Source organism: Pedobacter panaciterrae (assembly GCF_013204795.1).
Lineage (GTDB): Bacteria > Bacteroidota > Bacteroidia > Sphingobacteriales > Sphingobacteriaceae > Pedobacter > Pedobacter panaciterrae.
In genome coordinates, this window is the sequence record NZ_JABMKW010000018.1 from 509770 (window position 1) to 531499 (window position 21730).

26 protein-coding genes are annotated in these 21730 nt (G+C 38.4%); 6 read left to right on the top strand and 20 right to left on the bottom strand.

Annotated elements, in window-relative coordinates:
- Positions 1–22: 22 nt before the first annotated feature.
- Positions 23–2836 carry a DNA polymerase I gene (gene polA, locus HQN86_RS17885; protein ID WP_172662262.1) on the bottom strand — a complete coding sequence of 938 codons (2814 nt, stop codon included), beginning with the start codon at positions 2834–2836 and terminating at the stop codon, positions 23–25.
- Between the two features lie 116 nt (positions 2837–2952).
- On the opposite strand from polA, the gene HQN86_RS17890 reads away from it, so the two are divergent.
- Positions 2953–3645, top strand: a complete 693-nt coding sequence (locus HQN86_RS17890; RefSeq protein ID WP_172662263.1) for a hypothetical protein — start codon at positions 2953–2955, stop codon at positions 3643–3645.
- Positions 3646–3653: 8 nt separating this feature from the next.
- Here HQN86_RS17890 and HQN86_RS17895 read toward each other — a convergent pair whose 3' ends face one another.
- From HQN86_RS17895 to trmB, 4 genes are read right to left on the bottom strand one after another with little or no spacing between them, the layout of a single operon-like run.
- Complete coding sequence (locus HQN86_RS17895; protein WP_172662264.1) at positions 3654–4214, bottom strand: DNA-3-methyladenine glycosylase I; 561 nt, start codon at positions 4212–4214, stop codon at positions 3654–3656.
- Between the two features lie 3 nt (positions 4215–4217).
- Complete coding sequence (locus HQN86_RS17900) at positions 4218–4559, bottom strand: carboxymuconolactone decarboxylase family protein (protein WP_172662265.1); 342 nt, start codon at positions 4557–4559, stop codon at positions 4218–4220.
- A gap of 51 nt (positions 4560–4610) precedes the next feature.
- The gene (locus HQN86_RS17905) at positions 4611–4937 is read right to left on the bottom strand and encodes an MGMT family protein (RefSeq protein ID WP_172662266.1); all 327 of its coding nucleotides are present in this window, start codon (positions 4935–4937) and stop codon (positions 4611–4613) included.
- Between the two features lie 26 nt (positions 4938–4963).
- On the bottom strand, positions 4964–5614 hold the full coding sequence (gene trmB / locus HQN86_RS17910) for a tRNA (guanosine(46)-N7)-methyltransferase TrmB (protein WP_172662267.1): 651 nt from the start codon (positions 5612–5614) through the stop codon (positions 4964–4966).
- A gap of 167 nt (positions 5615–5781) precedes the next feature.
- Between trmB and fcl the strand changes: the two genes are divergently transcribed.
- Both fcl and HQN86_RS17920 read left to right on the top strand, forming a co-directional pair.
- Positions 5782–6711 carry a GDP-L-fucose synthase gene (gene fcl / locus HQN86_RS17915; RefSeq protein ID WP_317171722.1) on the top strand — a complete coding sequence of 310 codons (930 nt, stop codon included), beginning with the start codon at positions 5782–5784 and terminating at the stop codon, positions 6709–6711.
- A 38-nt stretch (positions 6712–6749) separates the two neighbouring features.
- The gene (locus HQN86_RS17920) at positions 6750–7682 is read left to right on the top strand and encodes a hydrogen peroxide-inducible genes activator (RefSeq protein ID WP_172662269.1); all 933 of its coding nucleotides are present in this window, start codon (positions 6750–6752) and stop codon (positions 7680–7682) included.
- A gap of 31 nt (positions 7683–7713) precedes the next feature.
- Here the strand turns inward: HQN86_RS17920 and HQN86_RS17925 are convergent, their stop codons facing one another.
- From HQN86_RS17925 to HQN86_RS17945, 5 genes are all read right to left on the bottom strand, one after another.
- Positions 7714–8124, bottom strand: coding sequence for a VOC family protein (locus HQN86_RS17925; RefSeq protein ID WP_172662270.1), 411 nt, complete (start codon positions 8122–8124; stop codon positions 7714–7716).
- A 78-nt stretch (positions 8125–8202) separates the two neighbouring features.
- Positions 8203–8775: a Crp/Fnr family transcriptional regulator gene (locus HQN86_RS17930; RefSeq protein ID WP_172662271.1), complete on the bottom strand. Its 573-nt coding sequence runs from the start codon at positions 8773–8775 to the stop codon at positions 8203–8205.
- A gap of 88 nt (positions 8776–8863) precedes the next feature.
- Positions 8864–9469 carry a superoxide dismutase gene (locus HQN86_RS17935; protein WP_172662272.1) on the bottom strand — a complete coding sequence of 202 codons (606 nt, stop codon included), beginning with the start codon at positions 9467–9469 and terminating at the stop codon, positions 8864–8866.
- 146 nt (positions 9470–9615) lie between these two features.
- Positions 9616–10089 carry a nucleoside deaminase gene (locus HQN86_RS17940; RefSeq protein WP_172662273.1) on the bottom strand — a complete coding sequence of 158 codons (474 nt, stop codon included), beginning with the start codon at positions 10087–10089 and terminating at the stop codon, positions 9616–9618.
- Positions 10090–10425: a tRNA-binding protein gene (locus HQN86_RS17945; protein ID WP_172662274.1), complete on the bottom strand. Its 336-nt coding sequence runs from the start codon at positions 10423–10425 to the stop codon at positions 10090–10092.
- 101 nt (positions 10426–10526) lie between these two features.
- Here HQN86_RS17945 and HQN86_RS17950 point away from each other — a divergent pair, with 101 nt between their 5' ends.
- Both HQN86_RS17950 and HQN86_RS17955 read left to right on the top strand, forming a co-directional pair.
- Positions 10527–11162 carry a LysE family translocator gene (locus tag HQN86_RS17950; protein ID WP_172662275.1) on the top strand — a complete coding sequence of 212 codons (636 nt, stop codon included), beginning with the start codon at positions 10527–10529 and terminating at the stop codon, positions 11160–11162.
- A 32-nt stretch (positions 11163–11194) separates the two neighbouring features.
- Positions 11195–12379 carry a class I SAM-dependent rRNA methyltransferase gene (locus HQN86_RS17955; RefSeq protein WP_172662276.1) on the top strand — a complete coding sequence of 395 codons (1185 nt, stop codon included), beginning with the start codon at positions 11195–11197 and terminating at the stop codon, positions 12377–12379.
- A 1-nt stretch (position 12380) separates the two neighbouring features.
- On the opposite strand, the gene HQN86_RS17960 is transcribed toward HQN86_RS17955, so the two are convergent.
- The 7 genes from HQN86_RS17960 to HQN86_RS17990 form a co-directional block, all read right to left on the bottom strand.
- Complete coding sequence (locus tag HQN86_RS17960; protein ID WP_048908201.1) at positions 12381–12620, bottom strand: DUF6814 family protein; 240 nt, start codon at positions 12618–12620, stop codon at positions 12381–12383.
- A 21-nt stretch (positions 12621–12641) separates the two neighbouring features.
- Positions 12642–14177, bottom strand: a complete 1536-nt coding sequence (locus HQN86_RS17965) for an MFS transporter (RefSeq protein WP_172662277.1) — start codon at positions 14175–14177, stop codon at positions 12642–12644.
- Positions 14178–14264: 87 nt separating this feature from the next.
- Entirely contained in the window at positions 14265–15320 is a 1056-nt protein-coding gene (locus HQN86_RS17970) for a nucleoid-associated protein (RefSeq protein WP_172662278.1), read from the bottom strand.
- A gap of 8 nt (positions 15321–15328) precedes the next feature.
- A complete protein-coding gene (locus HQN86_RS17975) occupies positions 15329–16120 on the bottom strand; it encodes a TerC family protein (RefSeq protein WP_048908198.1) in 792 nt (263 codons plus the stop codon).
- An 85-nt stretch (positions 16121–16205) separates the two neighbouring features.
- Positions 16206–17507 (bottom strand): hypothetical protein, encoded by a 1302-nt coding sequence (locus HQN86_RS26900; protein WP_246269684.1) that lies wholly within the window; start codon positions 17505–17507, stop codon positions 16206–16208.
- On the bottom strand, positions 17504–18031 hold the full coding sequence (locus HQN86_RS17985) for a hypothetical protein (RefSeq protein WP_172662279.1): 528 nt from the start codon (positions 18029–18031) through the stop codon (positions 17504–17506). Before HQN86_RS17985 ends, HQN86_RS26900 begins: the two co-directional genes overlap by 4 nt.
- 1 nt (position 18032) lies before the next feature.
- Complete coding sequence (locus HQN86_RS17990) at positions 18033–18578, bottom strand: RNA polymerase sigma factor (protein WP_172662280.1); 546 nt, start codon at positions 18576–18578, stop codon at positions 18033–18035.
- 232 nt (positions 18579–18810) lie between these two features.
- Here HQN86_RS17990 and aspS point away from each other — a divergent pair, with 232 nt between their 5' ends.
- Positions 18811–20556 carry an aspartate--tRNA ligase gene (gene aspS / locus HQN86_RS17995; RefSeq protein ID WP_172662281.1) on the top strand — a complete coding sequence of 582 codons (1746 nt, stop codon included), beginning with the start codon at positions 18811–18813 and terminating at the stop codon, positions 20554–20556.
- A gap of 44 nt (positions 20557–20600) precedes the next feature.
- On the opposite strand, the gene HQN86_RS18000 is transcribed toward aspS, so the two are convergent.
- The 3 genes from HQN86_RS18000 to HQN86_RS18010 are packed head-to-tail and all read right to left on the bottom strand — an operon-like array spanning position 20601 to position 21707.
- A complete protein-coding gene (locus tag HQN86_RS18000; protein ID WP_172662282.1) occupies positions 20601–21050 on the bottom strand; it encodes a hypothetical protein in 450 nt (149 codons plus the stop codon).
- Positions 21028–21417 (bottom strand): phage holin family protein, encoded by a 390-nt coding sequence (locus HQN86_RS18005; RefSeq protein WP_172662283.1) that lies wholly within the window; start codon positions 21415–21417, stop codon positions 21028–21030. The genes HQN86_RS18000 and HQN86_RS18005 overlap by 23 nt, the downstream gene beginning before the upstream one ends.
- Positions 21418–21440: 23 nt before the next feature.
- On the bottom strand, positions 21441–21707 hold the full coding sequence (locus HQN86_RS18010) for a YtxH domain-containing protein (RefSeq protein ID WP_048908192.1): 267 nt from the start codon (positions 21705–21707) through the stop codon (positions 21441–21443).
- Between the last annotated feature and the right edge of the window lie 23 nt (positions 21708–21730).

Genomic DNA, 21730 nt, shown 5'->3' on the forward strand with positions numbered 1-21730 from the left:
AGGCTTTTTTTATACGCATTAATTAATGCGCCGCTAACCAGTTATCTCCTTCGCCAATTTCAACTTCAATTGGAACGGATGTTTTAATCGCTGTTTTCATTCTATATGAAATGATCTGTTTCATTGCTTCAACTTCAGATCTAAGCACATCAAAAACCAACTCATCATGCACCTGCATGGTCATTTTTGATTGAAGGTTCTGATCCTGAATATCCTTATGAATATTGATCATGGCCACCTTAATCATATCTGCTGCAGAACCTTGTATAGGTGCATTTATGGCATTTCGCTCTGCAAAACCACGTACTGTCTGGTTGGCAGAGTTGATGTCTCTTAAATATCTTCTTCTGCCTAAAATGGTTTCCACAAATCCATTTTCGCGGGCAAAATTCATCGTGTCCGACATGTATTTTTTAATCCCCGGATATTGCTCAAAATACTGCTCAATAATGGCCGCGGCCTCTTTACGTGGAATGCCCAGGTTTTGCGACAAGCCAAAAGCAGATTGGCCATAGATAATCCCAAAGTTTACCGCTTTTGCATTCCTTCTTTGGGTAGAATCAACCTCTTCAATTGAAATGCCATATACCTTTGCTGCTGTTGCGGTATGAATATCGATACCCTTACTAAAGGCATCCAGCATGTTTTCTTCTTTACTGATCTCAGCGATAATGCGAAGCTCAATCTGAGAATAATCCGCAGAAAGCAGCACGTGATCTGCATCTCTAGCAATAAATGCTTTGCGCACCTCTCTACCCCTTTCCGTACGGATTGGAATGTTCTGCAGATTCGGGTTATTAGAACTTAACCTTCCTGTTGCGGCAACAGCCTGATTATATGAAGTGTGAACGCGACCAGTCCTTGGGTTAACTAGTAAAGGCAATGCATCAACATAAGTAGACTTTAATTTTTGCAGCTGTCTGAAATCTAAAATATCCTGAACGATGTCACTTTTATGAGCGAGGGCCAATAACACATCCTCACCGGTTTGGTACTGACCTGTCTTTGTTTTTTTTGCTTTAGGATCTAACTGTAGTTTATCGAAAAGAACCTCTCCCAGTTGTTTTGGTGAGGCCAGATTAAACTTAATACCACACTTATCATAAACATTCTGCTCAAACCTTCTGATGTCTAGCTCAAGCTCTTTAGAATAGTTAATCAAGGTGTCCATATCTATTCTAACCCCCTCTTTTTCAATATCCGCAAGCACATAGATCAAAGGATTTTCAACATCAGTGGCAAGCTGTTCTGCATTAAGCTGTTTAAGCATTGGCTTAAACACGTTGGCAAGCTGCAAGGTTATATCGGCATCTTCAGCCGCATAATCTACCACCTGCTCAACTGGAACATCCCGCATATTCCCTTGCCCCTTTCCTTTGGCACCAATAAGCTTAGTTATTGAAATGGGCGAATAGCTCAAATAATTCTCGGCCAGCACATCCATGTTATGTCGTGTGTCCGGATCAATCAAATAATGTGCAAGCATGGTATCAAATAGCTTTCCTTTTACAGATACACCATACCATTTAAATACAAGCATATCATATTTAATATTCTGTCCTATTTTGGCTATATTTTCATTTTCAAGAACAGGCCTAAACTCATCAACAATTACCTGGGCTTCTGCTCTTTCTGCCGGTACAGGGATATAACATCCTTCCCCTGGCGTTATACTAAACGAGATTCCCACCAGATCTGCAAGGTTGGCATCCGTTCCTGTTGTTTCTGTGTCAAATGAGATGCTTTCCTGCTTTAAAAGGAAGTCCACAAGCTCCTTACGCAATTCCGGAGTATCTATTAATTTATAATTATGTTCCGTATTTTCAATTGTTTTAGCGGCAACGGCTTGTTCAAATACTTCCGAAATAACTATAGTAGTTTTAGTTTTTACCTCAACTTGATCTGCCACATTACCAAAAAGATCAATTTGTTGTGATCCCCCTGTTTTACCTTCGGCTACATTAAACCCATCACCAAAAACGCGCTTACCAATTGTTCTGAACTCCAACTCCGCAAACAACGGCTCCAATAATTCTCTGCTAGGTTCTTCAAGCTCTAAGGCCTTTTCATCAAATGGAACGGGAACATTAAGTATAATGGTGGCTAATTTCTTAGAGATCATCCCCTGTTCGGCGTAGGTCTCCACATTTTCACGCTGTTTTCCTTTAAGTTCGTGTGAATTTGCAATAATGTTCTCTATAGAACCATATTGTTTAATCAATAATTTCGCAGTTTTTTCTCCAATTCCCGGAATTCCGGGAATATTATCAACCGCATCGCCCCATAAACCAAGAATATCAATTACCTGTTCAACATTTTCGATCTCCCACTTAGCCAGTACTTCTTTTACACCTAAAATCTCCATCTCATTACCCATTCTCGCAGGCTTATAGATAAAGATGTTTTCAGATACCAATTGTGCAAAGTCTTTATCCGGCGTCATACAATACACCTGAAATCCGGCTTTCTCAGCCTCTTTTGCCAAAGTTCCAATAATGTCATCCGCCTCAAATCCATCCTTTGTAATTACTGGAATATTAAACCCTTCTATCAGCTTAAAAATATATGGAAGTGCGGCCGATAAATCCTCTGGCATTGCTTCTCTGTGAGCCTTATAGGCTTCAAAATCGGTATGCCTTTCAGTAGGTGCTTCAGTATCAAATACAACCGCTATATGTGTTGGTTTTTCCTTTTTAAGTACTTCCAGTAAAGTATTTGTAAAGCCCATAACTGCCGAAGTGTTAACTCCTGTAGAAGTAAACCTTGGGTTTTTACTCAGTGCAAAATGGGCCCGGTAAATAAGCGCCATGCCATCAAGAAGGAAAAGTTTTTTCATTGGTATCTGATTCGTTTAATGATCGTGAAAGTTACTACTTTCAACATATCTCAAAGTTAATAATAGAGATCGGATTAGATAACAAACACAAAAGAAATTCCGTTATTTGAGTAATTATGAAAAGAGCAATTAAAACCTTCGCCTTATTAACGACGCTTTTGGTAATCGCATTACGCTCATCAGCACAAGATGCAGTAGTCATTGCCTCTGGAGATTTTGTAAGAGGAACCATACAGGGCACCAATTTTTCGACAGTTATTCTTAAAAACGACGACGAGACCCTCGTTCAGTATAAAGCCAGCGACATTAAAGAGTTTTTATGGAATGGGGAAACCTATGTTAGCAAGCCCATTGTAATTAAAAAGAAAATGGAGCATCGGTTTTTTAAAATTATAGAACAGGGCGCAGTAAATTTATATGCAATTGGTGGCGCCACAAGTATTGAACAACCGCAGCCAAAAAGAGCACGAATCAGGCCATCTGTTGGTATTGGCACAGGAACCGGTGGTTTTGGAGGAGTAGGTGGCGGTGTTGGTATTTCATTTGGAGGAGGCAGAAGAAACGATGCTGAGCAAACTAATCGTAACCTCCCGACAGCCTATTTTATTGAAAAATTTGGAACAGGACCAATGCAGGAAATCCCTGCTGATGGCAATTCATCGGGAAAAACAGACCTGATTAAAAGTATTCTGCTTCAAAAACTTACCAACGATGAAGATCTTGCTGAACGTATAAAGGCAACAGAAGCTTTTGATGCCAAACTCATAAAAGCTTTTGTTGCAGCATATAACGATATGCAGAAAAAATAATCTCTAAATTATCGGCTTATACAGCCTTCAACATGGTCATTTACCATACCCGTAGCCTGCATATGGGCATAACAGATTGTGGTTCCAAAAAATTTAAACCCTCTCTTCTTCATGTCCTTGCTAATTAAATCTGATATCTCTGTTCTTGGAGGCACATCTCCTAAAGACTTAACCCTATTCAGAATGGGTTTCTTATTTGGCAAAAAGCCCCACATATAGTCGGCGAATGAACCAAATTCCTTTTGTATGCCTATGAAAAGCTTTGCGTTGTTTATTGCTGCATTAATTTTCAATCTGTTTCTAATAATACCGGCATCATTCATTAACCTTTCCACATCCGCCTCGACAAATGCGGCAACTTTTTCTACATCAAAGTCCGCAAAGGCTTGTCGATACCCATCTCTTCTTCTTAGAATAGTGATCCAGCTTAATCCGGCCTGGGCACCTTCAAGAATTAGAAATTCGAATAATGTTTTATCGTCGTAAACAGGCTTTCCCCATTCTTCATCATGATATTTCACATACAAAGGATCAGTTCCACACCAACCACATCTAACTATTTCTGCCATTATTTAAAGACTAAGTTCATCCCAATATTCAACTGCCCTTCTGTAATGAGGAATTACAATAGAGCCCCCAACTAAATTAGCGATCATAAATACTTCGTTGATCTCCTCATTGGTTACTCCTTCATCGTAACATTTTTCCAGGTGATATTTTATGCAATCATCACAACGCAAAACCATTGACGCCACAAGACCAAGCATCTCTTTAGTTTTTACATTTAATGCTCCTTCCGCATATGTGGTTGTATCTAAAGCAAAAAACCGCTTTATGTTTGTATTTGCGGTTTCCATAATCCTGTCATTCATTTTAGAACGATAGTCATTAAACTCTTCTACTAATTGTCCCATTATATTAAAATTAATTCCACGTGCCCGTTCATCAAAGTTTTTATTTTAAGGCTACAATTCAACCAGAGGATCCCAGAAATGCTGTCTAAAATTCTGGATTTTATCATTTTTAACTACTACTCCTTCTTTCTCCAGCATTTCCTGCATCAGATCGGGCTCAGAGAAATGGAATTTACCAGTGAGCAACCCACTGCTGTTAACCACCCTGTGAGCAGGTATTTCCGGATGGGCCAAATGTGCATTACTCATTGCGTATCCCACCATTCGGGCCGAACCGCCTGCGCCTAGACTTTTAGCTATGGCTCCATAAGAGGTTACCCTTCCTTTAGGTATTAACCTCACTAACTCAAAAACCTGGTCATAAAATGATTGTTCCATCTAATCAATTTATATTCAGTTCTAAACTAATCAAAAGAGAACTGGATGTAATTTATATTCTTATCATGTTTCAGATAAATCCTTTCGTAATGCGTTTTAATAGCTAAAACTGCATCTGCATACTCTGATTTATACAATTGATCCGTATTTTTATGGCAAACTAACCCTAGCTCCTGAACTTTCTCCACAGTATAAAGATACAAACCGTCGTTGTCAGTTTTCAAGTTTATTTTACCTCCCGGTTTTAAAAAAGTTCTGTACTTATCTAAAAACCCTGGAAACGTTAAGCGTTTTTTCTCACGACTATCCTGTGGTTGCGGATCAGGGAAAGTTATCCATATTTCGTCTACTTCATGTTCGCCAAAGAACTCCACAATATCTTCAATCTGAATCCTCAAAAAAGCTAGATTTGATATTCCCTCGTCCATGCCAGTACGTGCGCCACGCCAAATCCTGTTTCCCTTAAGGTCAACACCAATAAAATTTTTCTCAGGAAACATCTTTGCCAATCCAACAGAGTATTCGCCCTTACCGCACGCGAGTTCTAAAACAACAGGATTGCTATTTTTAAAATGCTGAGACGCCCATTTACCTTTTAATTCTTTACCTGCATCAAGCTGATAAACATTAGGAAAGGTATCTATTTCCGCAAATTTTCTTAACTTATCTTTACCCACTACTAAAATTATTTTTATGCAAACTTAAACAAATAGTTATTTCATATATTCCGTCATCCTGAATTTATTTCAGGACCTCGCATTAGCAAGGCTTTCTGCATTTCCAATTCTAACCTCTATCGATGCCAACAGGATTTTGTACTTTTGTAATAATCATTAAAAGCAAATTGGAAAAGAACGCAAAAATATATATAGCTGGTCACCGTGGTATGGTTGGCTCCGCAATTTATCGTAAGCTGATCAAAGAAGGTTTCACAAATTTAATCATCAGAACTTCAGCAGAATTAGACTTGCGCAATCAGCAGGCTGTAACCGATTTTTTTGAATCAGAAAAACCTGAGTACGTATTCCTGGCAGCTGCCAAAGTAGGCGGTATTATTGCCAACAATACTTACCGCGCAGATTTCCTTTACGAAAACCTTTGTATCCAAAATAACGTTATCCACCAATCATATAAAACAGCTGTAAAGAAGCTGATGTTTTTAGGTTCAAGTTGCATTTACCCTAAGCTTGCACCACAGCCATTAAAAGAAGACTACCTGCTTACAGGGTTACTAGAAGAAACCAACGAACCTTATGCTATTGCTAAAATTGCAGGTATAAAAATGGCCGACGCTTACCGGTCACAATATGGCTGTGATTTTATTTCGGTAATGCCCACCAATTTGTACGGGTATAACGATAACTATCACCCACAAAACTCACATGTCCTCCCTGCTTTAATTCGGAAATTTCACGAAGCCAAAGTTAATGGCACACCAGAAGTTATCATCTGGGGATCCGGAGCTCCAATGCGAGAATTTTTATTTGCTGATGATCTGGCCAATGCCTGTTATTTCTTAATGCAAGAATACAATGAGCCTGGTTTTGTAAATGTTGGAACAGGAAAAGACCTGACGATAAAAGACCTTGCATTATTAATTAAACGCATTGTTGGATTTAAAGGAGAACTAACCTTTGATAGTAGCAAACCAGACGGAACCCCACGCAAATTAATGGATGTTTCTAAATTACATTCACTCGGATGGAAGCATGAGATAGAACTTGAAGAAGGAATTAAACTGGCTTATCAGGATTTTTTAGCTAAGCATAGTTAAAATTGATATCTTTGCTAAAGAGAATAAACTTTAGCTATATGACCTTAGTTCAACTAGAATACATTGTAGCGGTAGATACTTACAGAAGTTTTGTAGGCGCTGCCGAAAAGTGTTTTGTTACCCAGCCCACCCTCAGTATGCAGGTACAAAAGCTTGAAGAAATGCTAAATGTAAAAATCTTTGATCGAAGTAAACAACCCATAATTCCGACAGAAATAGGTGCGCAGATTATTGAACAGGCTCGCCTCGTTCTTCAGGAAAGCCACAAAATTAAAGAGATTATTAGTAGCCAGCAGCAAGATGTTGTTGGTGAACTTAAAGTAGGTATTATACCCACAGTAGCCCCTTATCTGTTACCAAGAGTAATCGCTGCAATGATGGAAAAATATCCCGATCTAAAACTTCTGATTTGGGAATATACTACAGAAGATATCATTCATCATTTAAAAACAGGAATACTGGATTGCGGAATATTGGCCACTCCACTTGGAGACGGCGCAGTAGAAGAAGCTCCATTGTATTACGAAAACTTTGTTACTTACATCAGCAAAAACAGTAAACTTTATAAAAAGAAAACCATAGATGCCGATGACCTGGAGGATGAAAATATCTGGTTGTTAAACGAGGGACATTGTATGCGGTCGCAGGTATTAAACATCTGCAGATCAACCAAGCAAAATCGTCTGCAAGGGCTTACCTATAATACAGGAAGTGTCGAAACGCTTATCCGCATGGTAGATATGAATAATGGCGCCACTCTGCTGCCAGAGCTTGCACTAGAAGAGTTAAGCAACAAGCAGCTAAGCAAGGTAAGGTATTTTAAATCTCCTGAACCTGTCCGTGAGATCAGCCTTGTTACCCATAAAAATTTCATAAAAAAAAGAATGCTTAATGCGTTGAGAGAAGAGATTTTGGCAGTTATACCAAAAACAATGCGCCAGAAAAAGAAAAAGGATATTGTAGGGATATAACTTACATCCCTACTTCACTAACTTACACCCTTTACTTTTCTGCATGAAGTCCGACTTTGTTTCCTTCTGAGTCAATAATAATTGCTATATATCCCGCGGGAATTAGTGTTTTGGGAGCAATAATTTTTCCTCCTGCCTGTTCCACTTTGTCAAGAACAGTTTGAATGCTTGGACTCGCATTAATGTAAACTATCGTCCCGTTACCAGATGGGCTGTTTCTCTCTGTTTTTGACAATACTCCTGTAACTCTCCCTGATGTTGCCTGAACAACATTAGGATCAAACGGAAAGAAAACGGCTTCGTCGTGCCCATCTGCTCTTTTAACCATTTCAATGTCTAAAATGGTTTCATAAAAAGTCTTTGCTCTTTCAGTATCTACTACTGGGATTTCAAACCAAGTCAAAACATTGGTGTTTTTATCAATTTTCTTAAGTAATTCCATGATGTTTCTTTTATAAAAGCCTATTACTACAAAGTTGATAAATGAAAAGGCTAATGACCTGTGACAATCGTCACAAAATCACGAAAGAGTTCTTCTTTTGCGTATTCTGCTTAAGGTTTCCCTTGAAACACCAAGAAATGAAGCCAATTGAGATAGTGAGACCCTTTGCAGGATTTCAGGATGTTTGGTTTCTATATATTCCAGGCGTTCCTGAGCCGAATAGATCTTAAATAGGTTTGCAAATTCTTCCTGTTTAGAGGCAAACAAGCGGATGCAATTACGCCCTAAAGTCTCTATTTCAATCGCCTGTTTTGCAGCCTGAAACAATTTATTCTTATCAAAAACGACTACTGTTAATGGCTCACAGGCGATGATATTAAATTCAGATTTCAGCCCATTGCCAAAACTGTTGACGTTTGTTGCAATATCATTTTCAAAGAAAAACCCTGTGTTTTTTACAACTCCATCAATTTCATAATAGCTTTTACAATAACCATCATCTATATAAAATAGTGAATTACAGACCTGTCCCTCTTTTAATAGGAACTCATTTTTCTTCAACTCTTTTTTGTTTAACGCAGGTTGAAGCAATTCCCAGCTTTTATCAGAAAACGCCGTTAGCGAATGAATATATTTTAATAGATTGTTCATTTGTTCAGATAACGCAAATCAAAAAAGGCCCCTATGATTCGCATCGGGGCCTTTTATATAGTTTCCGTCTGACGGAAGTTTATGTAAATTATGCTTTTTTGAAACGTTCTGCAACAGCATCCCAATTAACTACATTCCAGAAAGCTGCAATATAATCAGGACGTCTGTTTTGATATTTTAAGTAGTAAGCGTGTTCCCAAACATCCATACCTAAAATTGGTGAACCTTTTACTTCAGCGATATCCATTAATGGATTATCTTGATTAGGAGTAGAAGAAACTACTAATTTTTTATCAGCACCAACGCTTAACCAAGCCCATCCTGAACCAAAACGGGTTGCACCTGCTTCAGCAAATTTAGTTTTGAAATCAGCGAAAGATCCAAAAGCTGCATTGATTGCTTCAGCTAATTCACCTTTAGGCTCGCCGCCTTTATTTGGACCAATAACTTCCCAGAATAAAGAGTGGTTATAATGACCGCCGCCATTGTTTCTAACAGCAGCAGGAAATTTAGAAATGTTTTTAACGATTTCTTCGATGCTTTGGCTAGCTTCCGGCTTGCCTTCTAAAGCTTTATTTAAGTTGGTAACGTAAGCCTGGTGATGTTTACCATGGTGAATTTCCATAGTTTGTTTATCGATATGCGGTTCTAATGCATCTGTTGCGTATGGTAACGCAGGTAATTCAAAAGCCATATTATTTATGATTTAAGTTTAAAAAATATTTTCGGACAATCCTGGTTCAATTGTGTTTCAAAAGTTTAGGATTAAACACCAGAAAACAATTCAACTGAGCAAATATAACATTCGGAGGTTAAGTTTTGTTCAATTATTTGTCAATATTAACCCCTTTTATTTATAAAAAACCGTTTCATCAGATTTCCGCATTGCATGGCCAAAACATTTCCTTGCAGAATTGTTTTTGGATGCAATAAAGATGCTCCTTTGGTCGTAAAACCTCTTTTTGGTTCCGGGGCACCGTAAACGATGCGACCTATTTGTGCCCAATAGCTTGCGCCTGCGCACATTACACAAGGCTCAACGGTTACATACAGGGTGCAATCTTTTAAATATTTGCCACCAAGAGTTTGCGAAGCTGCTGTAAATGCCTGCATTTCTGCATGTGCAGTTACGTCATTTAACTGTTCGGTTAAATTATGCCCGCGCCCCACTATCCTGCCCTTACATACCACTATTGCTCCAATTGGGATTTCTTCTGCGTCAAATGCTTTTTGAGCTTCCTGAAGCGCTAAAAGCATGTAATGCTCGTCTTCTGCGGCAGGGTTCTCTTCTTCTGAAAAATTATAATAACTCATTTAGCACAATTTACTGCCATTAGGCACTTTACCATTTAGGGCTGTTAATACAATATCTCCATTTTCGTCAGCAAAGCCTGTTACCAAGAACTCTGACATAAATTTCCCTATCTGTTTTTTAGGAAAATTAACCACTCCTACTATTTGTTTACCAACCAACTCTTCTTTAGTATAATGTGCTGTAATCTGGGCACTACTCATTCTGATTCCAAGCGCGCCAAAATCTACCTTTACTTTATAAGCTGGCTTCCTCGCCTCCGGAAAATCAAAGACTTCAAGAATAGTTCCTGCCCGAAGTTCTACTTTTTCAAAATCATTCCAGGTTATTTCTTCCATGCGATAAAATTACAACTTCTCGGCAATACTGCCTATCATATCTCTGCTCTTCTGCATATATTTGTAAAGCAAGGCCCCTTAACATAACAATTCCAACCCCAATGATACCGTTTAAAGAGATTTCCTATTTTGCCCTGGCCGCGTTGATCCTTGTGATCAGCCCCGGTCCAAATATGATCTATTTAATATCCCGTTCCATTACCCAGGGACAACGATCGGGGTTAATTTCACTGGCAGGAATCATATCTGGTTTTCTCTTTCACATTGTTATGGTTTCTGCAGGTCTAACAGCTGTACTCTTTGCCGTCCCTTTTGTATACACTACCATTAAAACACTGGGGGTACTATATCTGTTGTACCTGGCCTATCAGGCAATTAAGCCAAACGGAAAAAGTCTTTTTGAAGTCAGACAAGACCTGGCTAATGACAAACCAGCCAAATTGTTCAAAATCGGGGTATTAACCACTGTATTGAATCCTAAAGTTGCTGTATTCTATTTATCTTTTTTTCCTTACTTTATAAAACAGGAATATGGTTCTGTATTCATACAAAGCCTGCAACTCGGCATTACCCAAGTAAGCATCAGCTTTACGATTAACTTTATCATCGTACTAACTGCCTCAAAAGTCGCGCTGTTCTTTTCAAAAAGCCCGGGCTGGGTAAAAATCCAGAAATGGTTTATGGCAAGTGTTTTGGCTTCGTTAGCTATAAAAATGGCATTAAGCAAAGAAAAGTAGCTGCTAGCCCCCCTTTTTTTTATCTTTGTGCCATGATCGATGTAATACTCAAAAAAGGCAAAGAAAAAGCTGCCGTACTTCGCCACCCCTGGATTTTTTCCGGTGCACTTGATAAAGTTAAAGGTAAGCCTTTAAATGGCGAGATTGTATCAGTATGGTCGGCAGAGAAAGAGTTTCTGGCTTATGCCTATTACAACGACCAATCCAGAGTGGCATTGCGCCTGCTAGAATGGGACCAAAATACCGAAGTAAACAAAGCCTGGTATCAGCAAAAGCTTAAAAGCGCAATTGCGTCCCGCAAACACGTATTAAGTGAGAATACCAATACCTGCAGGCTTGTATTTAGTGAGGCTGATTTTTTACCGGGCTTAATTGTAGACAAATATGCTGATTTCCTTTCCTTGCAGATTTTAAGTGCAGGTATAGAAACAGTAAAAGATGATATCATCGATATTTTAAGGGAAGAGTTAAACCCCATCGGAATATTTGATAAAAGCGATGCCGGAGCACGTAAACACGAAAACCTGGAGGTTACACAAGGGTTGTTATGGGGAGAGACACCTCCCGAGTTTATTGAAGTGAAGGAAAATGGAGTTGTTTACCACATCAATATTGCGGATGGGCAAAAGTCAGGCTTCTATTGCGATCAGCGAGACAACAGATTAATTCTTGCGGAATATACTAAGGACAAAACGGTATTGGATTGTTTCTGTTATAGCGGTGGTTTTTCATTAAACAGCTTAAAACAAGGTGCATCTCATGTAACCAGTGTAGACAGCTCTGCTCTTGCCATAGAAACACTGCAGCACAATCTTACGCTTAACGGACTTTCGCAGGATAAACAAACCAGCATCCAATCCGACGTAAACAAGCAACTGCGTGTATTTAAAGAAGAGGGTAAGAAATTTGATGTTTTAGTACTTGATCCACCAAAATATGCACCATCACGTTCTGCATTAGACAGAGCTGCACGTGCCTATAAAGACTTAAACAGACTTGGCATGCTTCTGCTTGAAAGCGGTGGTATCCTTGCTACTTTCTCGTGCTCTGGTGCAGTAGATCTTGAAACTTTTAAACAGATTATCGCCTGGGCAGCATTAGATGCAGGTAAGGAAGTGCAAATCATTAAGCAGTTTAGTCAGCCCGAAGATCATCCTGTGCGCATTTCTTTTCCAGAAGGTGAGTATTTAAAAGGCTTGCTCTTAAGGGTATTGTAGACTAATCTTCCGGAAGTTTATCGTACTCCCCTTTTAGGGCATAGTAGCCGAAAACAACAAGCCCTGCACTGATGGGGATAAAAATAAACAGGATAATACCCCACTGTAAAGCTGTGTTTGTTTTTGCCACTCCTTCTGGGGCAAGGCCTACTTTTTCAATAGCCTGTATAAACATAAATATGATAGATGCCGGACCTAGTAAGATCCAGAATATTCCTAATGCTTTTTTTAATCCGTTCATGGTAATTTCTCTTTTAATTGATTAATGATCAGCCTCGCCATGGTCCGGCTTTTTATTCGATAAATAAATCGCCCCTATAATAAAACTTAATGCGGCTATTCCAATTGGATACCACAAGCCAGATAATGGCGTAGAACCCGAGAAACTAGCTATAAGCGTTGCAATAAACGGCACCAACCCCCCAAATACGCCATTACCCACGTGGTATGGCAGCGACATGGATGTATATCTTATTTTGGTTGGGAACAACTCTACTAAAAATGCAGCGATAGGACCATATACCATTGTTACCAGCAAAATCTGAAAGAAAATAAGGAACACAAATTTCCAGAAAACAGGAGTAGAAAGCTTTTTATCCTTAAAAGCATCAGGCGAAATACTTTCAGGCTTACTTAAATCAGCGTATTTAGCATGCGCCTGTATTTTTGTAAACGACGCTCCACTTAATAAAGTAACCTGAGATGTGGTGGTAATTAAACTATCTGAAGTATTCTCAATCAAGGTTTTTGTTACCACAGGATTGGAAATTTCTTTAATATCTTTCTGCTCGATCTTGGTTACATCTGTATCATCAAGGAATATCTGATATATTGGCCGGTAAAAGATAATCCCCAGCAACATCCCTGTCAGCATAATCCACTTTCGACCCACCTTATCGCTCCATGAACCGAATATTACAAAGAAAGGCGTTGCAAAGGCTATACCCCACAAAAGAATGTATCTGGAGTCGTTAAAATCGACCTTACAAGTGTTTTCAATAAATGATTGGGCATAAAACTGACCGGTGTACCAAATAACCCCTTGCCCCATGGTTGCACCAAAAAGAGCCAGTAGCACCATTTTAAAGTTTGCTTTGTGGCTAAAGCTTTCTTTCAATGGATTTTTAGATATATTGCCCTCTGTTTTTAATTTAGTAAACATTGGCGACTCATGCATTTTCATTCTGATGTAAATGGAAACGCCTACCAGTAAAATGGATAATAGGAATGGAACTCTCCAACCCCAGGCAGCAAAATCTTCGGCACCTAGCAGGTTTTTAGTTAACACAATTATCCCTAATGAAAGGAACAATCCTCCGGTTGCCGTAGTTTGAATCCAGCTGGTAAAGAAACCACGTTTATTTGCAGGGGCATGTTCAGCCACATAAGTAGCGGCTCCGCCATATTCACCACCAAGGGCAAGGCCTTGTATCAATCGTAAAATCAACACCAAAATTGGCGCAGCATAACCAATACTGGAATAGGACGGGATAAGCCCAATAAGAAAGGTTGATCCACCCATGAGTACCAGAGTCAAAAGAAAAGTATATTTTCGACCAATAAGATCGCCCAAACGGCCGAACACCAAAGCACCAAACGGCCGCACAATAAACCCAGCAGCAAATATTGCAAGGGTATTTATTAATGCTGAAGCTCCTGCATCTGCAGGAAAAAGCTGTGATCCGATAATGGTGGCCAGACTGCCGAAAATGTAGAAATCATACCATTCGATTAGTGTCCCCAGGGACGACGCCCCAATTACTTTGAAAATGCTATTCTTTTGTGGTTCAACGTTCATATTATAGTTTAGGATATTTGGCTTACCACTAAACTACAATTATTTATTAATTACCGACAAACATTTTAACTATAATGCCAAAGCCGGTTACTCTTCCTCTCTGAAATAAACCTTATAGTAATTCATAGATTTATCATCGTCGAAACCTTTTTCTATCAGCTCTTTATCTCCATGGATATAAATATGAAAGTTCTTATCCAGTTTAAGCACACTTTTAAAAACACGCGCCTGTTTCTTTACCGCAGCGCCTGAGATATCAAAACTATCTGGAATAGGTGCATCAAATTCTTCTTCGTAATTTTTCTTATAGTTTTTAAAGGCCTCAATCCCTTCAGAATTGCCAATAACTTCATTCGAGAACTCATCAATATCAAAGCTTTCTTTCTCTTTAAAGTATTTCATAGACTTGTTTAATAAATCTATTTTATCGGCCTTAGAGATATCAAATTCCTGATCCAGTTTCTCCGTAACAAAGTTTTTGTATACACCCAATACATTGTTTGTCTGGTTGAAATTATCATTTCTCGTTTTCAATTTCAGAAACTCATCTTTCCAGTAAACAGCCTCTGCACTACGGTTTGTTTGATCTATCACCGCTACTCTGAAGCCTTCTTCTTTATCGGTATTAAAAATAAGACAGCCTTTATCAAGCTTATTGATGTTAATAGCATCCTGTTCGTAGCTTAAACCAAATCCGCTATTTTCTGGATATACTTTTAAATAAGTCTCTTTAGTTTCTGATTTAAAGATACCAATAGCATCATGAAGCTCACCTTCTATCTGCACATTTTCGAAATAGGCAAGATAAAGCTCTCCCGATTTTATTTTCGGATGCCCTGATACATCGTACAGGTATTTAGCAAGTTCTTTACTGTTTTCGTGAAAGGTTTCGCCTTTTTCAAATATTTCTGACGCAAAATGATATACTTCATTTAAGTTCAGATCTGAGTTGGGATGAAAGAAACGATAAATCTCGTTTACCTTTTCGTACGGACCAAGAAAATACTGCTGTAATAGGTTGCTCAACATATTGTCTTGTATTGCTACAGACTGCTCAGACAACACGTAAAATTCGTCTTGCGATTTATTTCCAATTCTATGTATGGAAAGCTCAGCAAGGGAGGCTTCAAAAAAAGAAATCATTAATGGTATTAGTTTTTAGTTTCCTCTTCACGAGGGGTATTTCTCAACTCAATAGGTTTTTTCGCATTTTTCTTCATTTTCAAATTCAGCATCTCTACTAAAACTGAAAAAGCCATAGCGAAATAAATATATCCCTTAGGAATATGCTGATCTAAACCTTCTGCCAATAGCGAAACACCAATTAACAACAGGAATGACAAAGCAAGCATTTTTACAGTAGGATGATCGTTTACGAAATTACTGATTGCACTAGCCGAGAACATCATTATAATCACAGCAATAACAACTGCAGCAATCATTATTTCAACGTGTTCTGCCATGCCTACGGCAGTAATTACCGAGTCTAAAGAAAATACAATATCTAAAAGCAAAATTTGAATGATTACACCGGCAAAGGAGTGAACCTTCCCCTTTATTTCTTTTTCTTCTTCACTTTCCAGTTTATCATGTATTTCATGAGTACTCTTATAAATTAAAAAGAGCCCCCCTACAATAAGGATTAGATCACGCCCCGATATCGAAAGTTTTGCTAACCATTCTGCGTTAGAAACACCTATTAAATTGCCTAGATTAAACAATTCGGATGTTAATGTCATCACCCAGGTAAGTGACAATAATAAAAGAACACGGGTAATCATTGCAAGAGCCAAGCCCAATTGTCTGCCTTTTTTTTGCTGATCAGCTGGCAATTTGCCCGACAGGATAGAAATAAAGATAATGTTATCTATCCCCAAAACGATCTCTAAAACGGTCAGGGTCAGTAGTGATATCCAAGCTTCCGGGCTGCTCAAAAATTCCATAGTTTTTAAATTATATTTTGAAGCTAAGATATAAAAAAAGCTTGCTGAATTATCAACAAGCTTTTGTAGTGTTTGGTTTATAATTTTATTTAAATGATACTGACCCGTAATCAGAATTGACCTTTACTCTGGCACCACCTCCATTACCTATTTTACCGGTATAGTTTTTAGTTGTCGACCCTCTATCTCCTCCATCAGTAATTCTTGCAGAAACCCTGTCGCCATAATTAAATGAAGCATAGCTGGTATGCACATCAAAATCGGCATTAAATGAATTGTTAAAATTAATAGAGATACCTAGGTATCCACCGTCAACAGTTAGCAATTTGCAACCATTGGTTACCTCATCAATACTTAGTTTGTTGTATTGCATATCGAACTTTCCATCGCCTCTTAAAGTTCCAATGCTGGCGCTTGTATATTGGGCATTCAGATCCAGATTGCCTACTGATGAAATGCTGATATTGTTATATTGCTGTCTGATTTTGGCATTTCCCTTAATGGTATTTATATTAACATTCGCATATTGAACATCAAGGTCAAGGTTTTCTACAGATCCTAGGGTAAGGCCTGAACCATATTGTTGCTTAATAATTGCATTTCCTTTAATGTTGGTTACATTAACTGCGGCATATTGGGCATCGATGTCAAGCGTATTGGCTGCGCCTATAGTTAATCCCGATCCATATTGGTGTTTCACAATGGCTTTGTTTACAGATTGAACATTATTGTTGCCATACTGAACAGAGATGTAGTTATTGGTGCTATTTAAGTTCTGCGCTTTGAAATTGCCATATTGTACTTTTACATAGAGTGGCCCGTTTAGGTCACCCATAGTTACATCACCATAATTTTGCGACATGGTTAATGCATTTGATGCGGGCATGTAAACAACATAATTAATCTTCACTTCTCTGCGCCACCTTCGACCATTTCGACTTCCATTGCCCCAATTGCCATTTTTTTGCTCCATTGTGGTTTTAAAAACAATCTGGTCTCCAGATTTTCCGGCTTCTATGGTAGTGTTATCCAACAATTTCTGGGCTTCTGCATCATTGCTGCTGTAAGCTTTAATATCAACATCTACTTTTACTTCTTTTCTGTCCCATACTTTAACCAGTATTGATCCGTATTGGTTACTCAGTATAATTTTATCAGAATTATCTGCAGGAAATGTTTTGCTGAATGTTTTTGATCTCATCGGATCATCATCCGCTTCAGTTGTGCTTTGCACAAAGCTTACAGGCGCCTCAATATTGATGTTTGTTTTCTGCGAAACATTAAGGGCCAGTTCTGTATTTCCGTTACTTTCAATATTTACAGATTGTGCATTGGCAAAGCTTGATACAAGCAGCAGGGCTGCAAGAATTCCCCCTAAATTTTTCATATTTTATTTTCCCTTTTATATTGACTGACCTCGTTAATAATAGATAACTGCTGATTTATTACCTGTAGCTGAAGCTCAAGATTCTTTACCATCGCTCTCACAACTAGCTTCTGATTTGGGCTGCTCTCCAACTGTTTCTTTAAGTTCTCGTAGTCGGCGCCCAGTTTTTGTAAATCGGCACTAAACTCACTGTATAGTTTTGGATTTTCCTGTGCATAAACCATCAGGCTATCTTTTTTCTGCTCAATAAGGCTGGCAAATTTCATCTCTTTCTGCGCATATCCCTGATTTACATCGGCTATTTCTACACCTGTTTCCCTGTTACGATAAGTATATATAAAAGTAACTGTCATCACCACGATCAGGGATGCAGCTATAGCGAACCACAACGGCACCCTCAAAGGCTTTTTTACTTTTTCTTTGTCTAATGCTGTTTCAATTTTACCCCACAACTGATCTGATGGTGTTCCAACATCAAAAGATTTTTTATGTTCTCTGATATACTCTTCTAACTTTTTGCTCATCTTATGCTCCTCTCTTTTCTAATAAGCCGTTCAACTTCATTTTGGCTCTCATATACTGTGTACGTGATGTATTTTCTGATATTTTTAGGATATGTGATATTTCTTCATGGTCATATCCTTCAAATAAGTACAGCGTTAACACCACCCTATATCCATCTGGAAGCCTGGCCACGGCCTCTCTGATTTCATTTACCTTAAATTCTAAATCTTCTTCATCCTCTGCCTCGGTATCCGCAATATCTACTTCATCAATGTTTATAAATTCTGCTTTTCGTTTCCTCAGCTGATTAATTGATTTATTAATGATGATCTGCTTTAACCATAATCCAAAAGTAGTTTCGCCTCTAAAGGTTTCTATTCTTGTAAAGGCATCTAAAAACCCCTCCTGCAAAACGTCTTCTGCCTCGGCTTCATGATTAACTATCCTCAGAGCTACATTGTACATAGCTTTAGCATACAATTTGTAAATTTCAAATTGTGCTTTCCGATTGCCTTGTCGGCAATCGGAAACTAACTCTACGTGTTTATCTATGTATACTGTTTCCAATGTTTTTCTGATTCGTTTAATATGACAACTACTTTTTTAAAACGTTGCATGTAGTATTAAAAAATTTTCATTTTCTTGATTTTACAGGCTACCATCCTCACCTCTTCTAAGCATAGTCATGACTTTTTTTCTTAATTCAAACAGATAATCAATTAAATATAGCAAGTAAAATCGCCAGCATTTAAAATATGTGGTTCAAAATGAATATTTTTGCCGCTTAATAATTTTAATAATGTTAAGAACAATTACTTGCGGCGCTTTAACCATTAAGAACTTAGGAGAAAATGTAATCCTTTGCGGTTGGGTACAGAAATCAAGAGATTTAGGAGGCATGACCTTCATAGATATCCGTGACAGATACGGGATTACCCAATTGGTTTTCAATATGGATGATAATCGTGAATTATGTGAAGCTGCCCGTGGTTTAGGAAGAGAGTTTGTAATTAAAGCCAGCGGATTGGTGGTAGAACGCTCTAACAAAAACCTTAAAATGCCAACAGGAGAGGTTGAGATAAAAATCACTGCCCTTGAAATATTAAATGCAGCTAAACTACCTCCCTTTTTAATAGATGATGAAACTGACGGCGGTGATGACTTACGAATGAAATACCGCTACCTTGATTTGCGTAGAAATCCGGTTCGTAACAACATGATATTACGCCATAAAATGGCGCAGGCAGTTCGCCGTTATTTAGATGGATTAGACTTTATAGAAGTTGAAACACCGGTACTTATTAAATCTACGCCTGAAGGCGCAAGGGATTTCGTTGTTCCAAGCCGTATGAATGCAGGTGAGTTCTATGCACTTCCGCAATCTCCGCAAACCTTTAAACAATTGTTAATGGTATCTGGCTTTGATAGATACTTCCAAATTGTGAAGTGTTTTAGAGACGAGGATTTACGTGCTGACAGGCAACCTGAATTTACCCAGATAGACTGTGAGATGTCATTCATTGAGCAGGAAGATATACTAAATACTTTTGAAGGTTTGATCCGCACTTTATTTAAAGAAGTTAAAGATTTTGATTTACCGGAAGTACCAAGAATGCAATATGCAGATGCAATGCGTTTTTATGGTTCTGATAAGCCCGATACCCGCTTTGACATGCAATTCGTTGAGATTACCGACCTGGTTAAAGGCAAAGATTTCCCTGTTTTTGACAATGCAGAACTGGTTGTTGGTATTAACGCAAAAGGTTGTGCCGGCTATACCCGCAAACAGGTTGATGAGCTTACAGACTTCATCAAACGCCCCCAAATTGGTGCGACAGGGCTCATTTATTTAAGACACAATGAAGATGGCTCATTAAAATCATCTGTAGACAAGTTTTACAATGAAGACGAGCTAAAGAAATGGTCAGCAGCGTTTAATACTCAGCCGGGTGATTTAGTATTAGTTATGGCTGGCATTCAAGACAAAGTGCGCAAACAATTGAGCGAGCTACGTTTAGAGATGGGGAATCGTTTGGGTTTACGCGATAAAAATAAATTTAGCGCTTTATGGGTACTCGACTTCCCTCTATTGGAATGGGATGAAGAGACCGAGAGATACCACGCAATGCACCATCCATTCACCTCTCCTAAGCCGGAAGACATTGATCTTTTAGACTCTAAACCAGGAGAAGTAAGAGCAAATGCCTATGATATGGTGGTAAATGGAACTGAAATTGGCGGTGGTTCAATTCGTATCCATGACAGGGCTTTACAGGCATTAATGTTTAAGCATTTAGGTTTTTCAGCTGAAGAAGCACAAAAGCAATTTGGATTCTTAATGGACGCATTTGAGTTTGGCGCTCCACCACATGGCGGCATTGCATTTGGATTCGATAGACTATGCTCTATTTTTGCTGGTCTTGATACCATCCGTGATGTAATTGCTTTCCCTAAAAACAATTCCGGTAGGGATGTTATGATTGATAGCCCTTCTACAATTGATGAAAAGCAATTGAAAGAATTGAAAATAGAGACAACGGTTTAGTTGTTAAAAGAGAAAAGGGAGTTGTTTGAACTCCCTTTTCTCTTTTAATACGTTTCACTGTCAGGTGGAATACCATAATCAACATCCGCGCCTTCTTTCTCTTTCTTTTTCTTAGAACCAGTAAACCACGATTTAACGGAATTAAAAATAGCTGACAAATGTTCTGCATCTAAGGTTTTTCCTACTTTATTCGATGCCAGTCCAACAAGGGTTTTAGTAAGAAACCCGGATCCTCTGAATAATGTAGTATTCATAATAAAAGGCAAGATATAAGACATCACGCTACTGCTCAGATTCAGTTTATCATCCATCTTAAGAAAAGCTGACGGAGTTGCATATTTTTTAATTAATCCTCCTAAAGTAAACTGCCTGAAGTACACTTTGGTGTCATTAAACAATACTTCTTCCTGCATTGTATATTCAGCCTTTAGGCTAGCTACCGTTGCGTGCAGGTCTTCCAGGTTCCGAATATTATATCTTCTTATCTTCTTCATCCTTATCCGCCAATTTGTTAAAGTAATTTCTGATAGTAAAGTTAATTATTGCCTTCTCGATGTATTTTTCTTTCGTGTAATAAACAATCAGCGCCAAAAAGACATAGATTAATGCCACACAACCAAAACCCCTTGCATAGCTTCCAAGCAGGTCTGACAAGAATAAGGCTAACGTAAAGGTACCAAACAAGAAAGCAAGTATAAAGCATATAGCTACTACAGCATTGGTTACCAAATCTGCAAATATCTTCGAAATCTTCTCCACAAGATATAAGCGAGTATACTCGACCCTGGTATCTAAATAACTCTTTGCATCTTCATATAAGTCCTCAATGCCCTTTTCCTTATTTTCGTGATTTTCCTCCATGCTGCTGGTTTAAAGCTTGTTTATTAAGCGTGTTCTACATCGTCAACAAATTCCTCTTCAGATTGACGAAGCTTGCTTTTAACAGACCCTACAACCTTATCTTTCAAACTGGCCAGATGGTTTATTTCATCTGCGGCTTTATCTCTGATAGAATCTCCAAGATCTTTTAATGATTGACTTAATTTATCTCTGGTATCACTTCCTTTTTCAGGTGCTAAAAGTAATCCCAATGCTGCACCCGCAGCCAAACCGGCTAAAAGCCCTATTAATACTTTTGAATTATCACTCATGACATTTTAATTTATGTTTAACA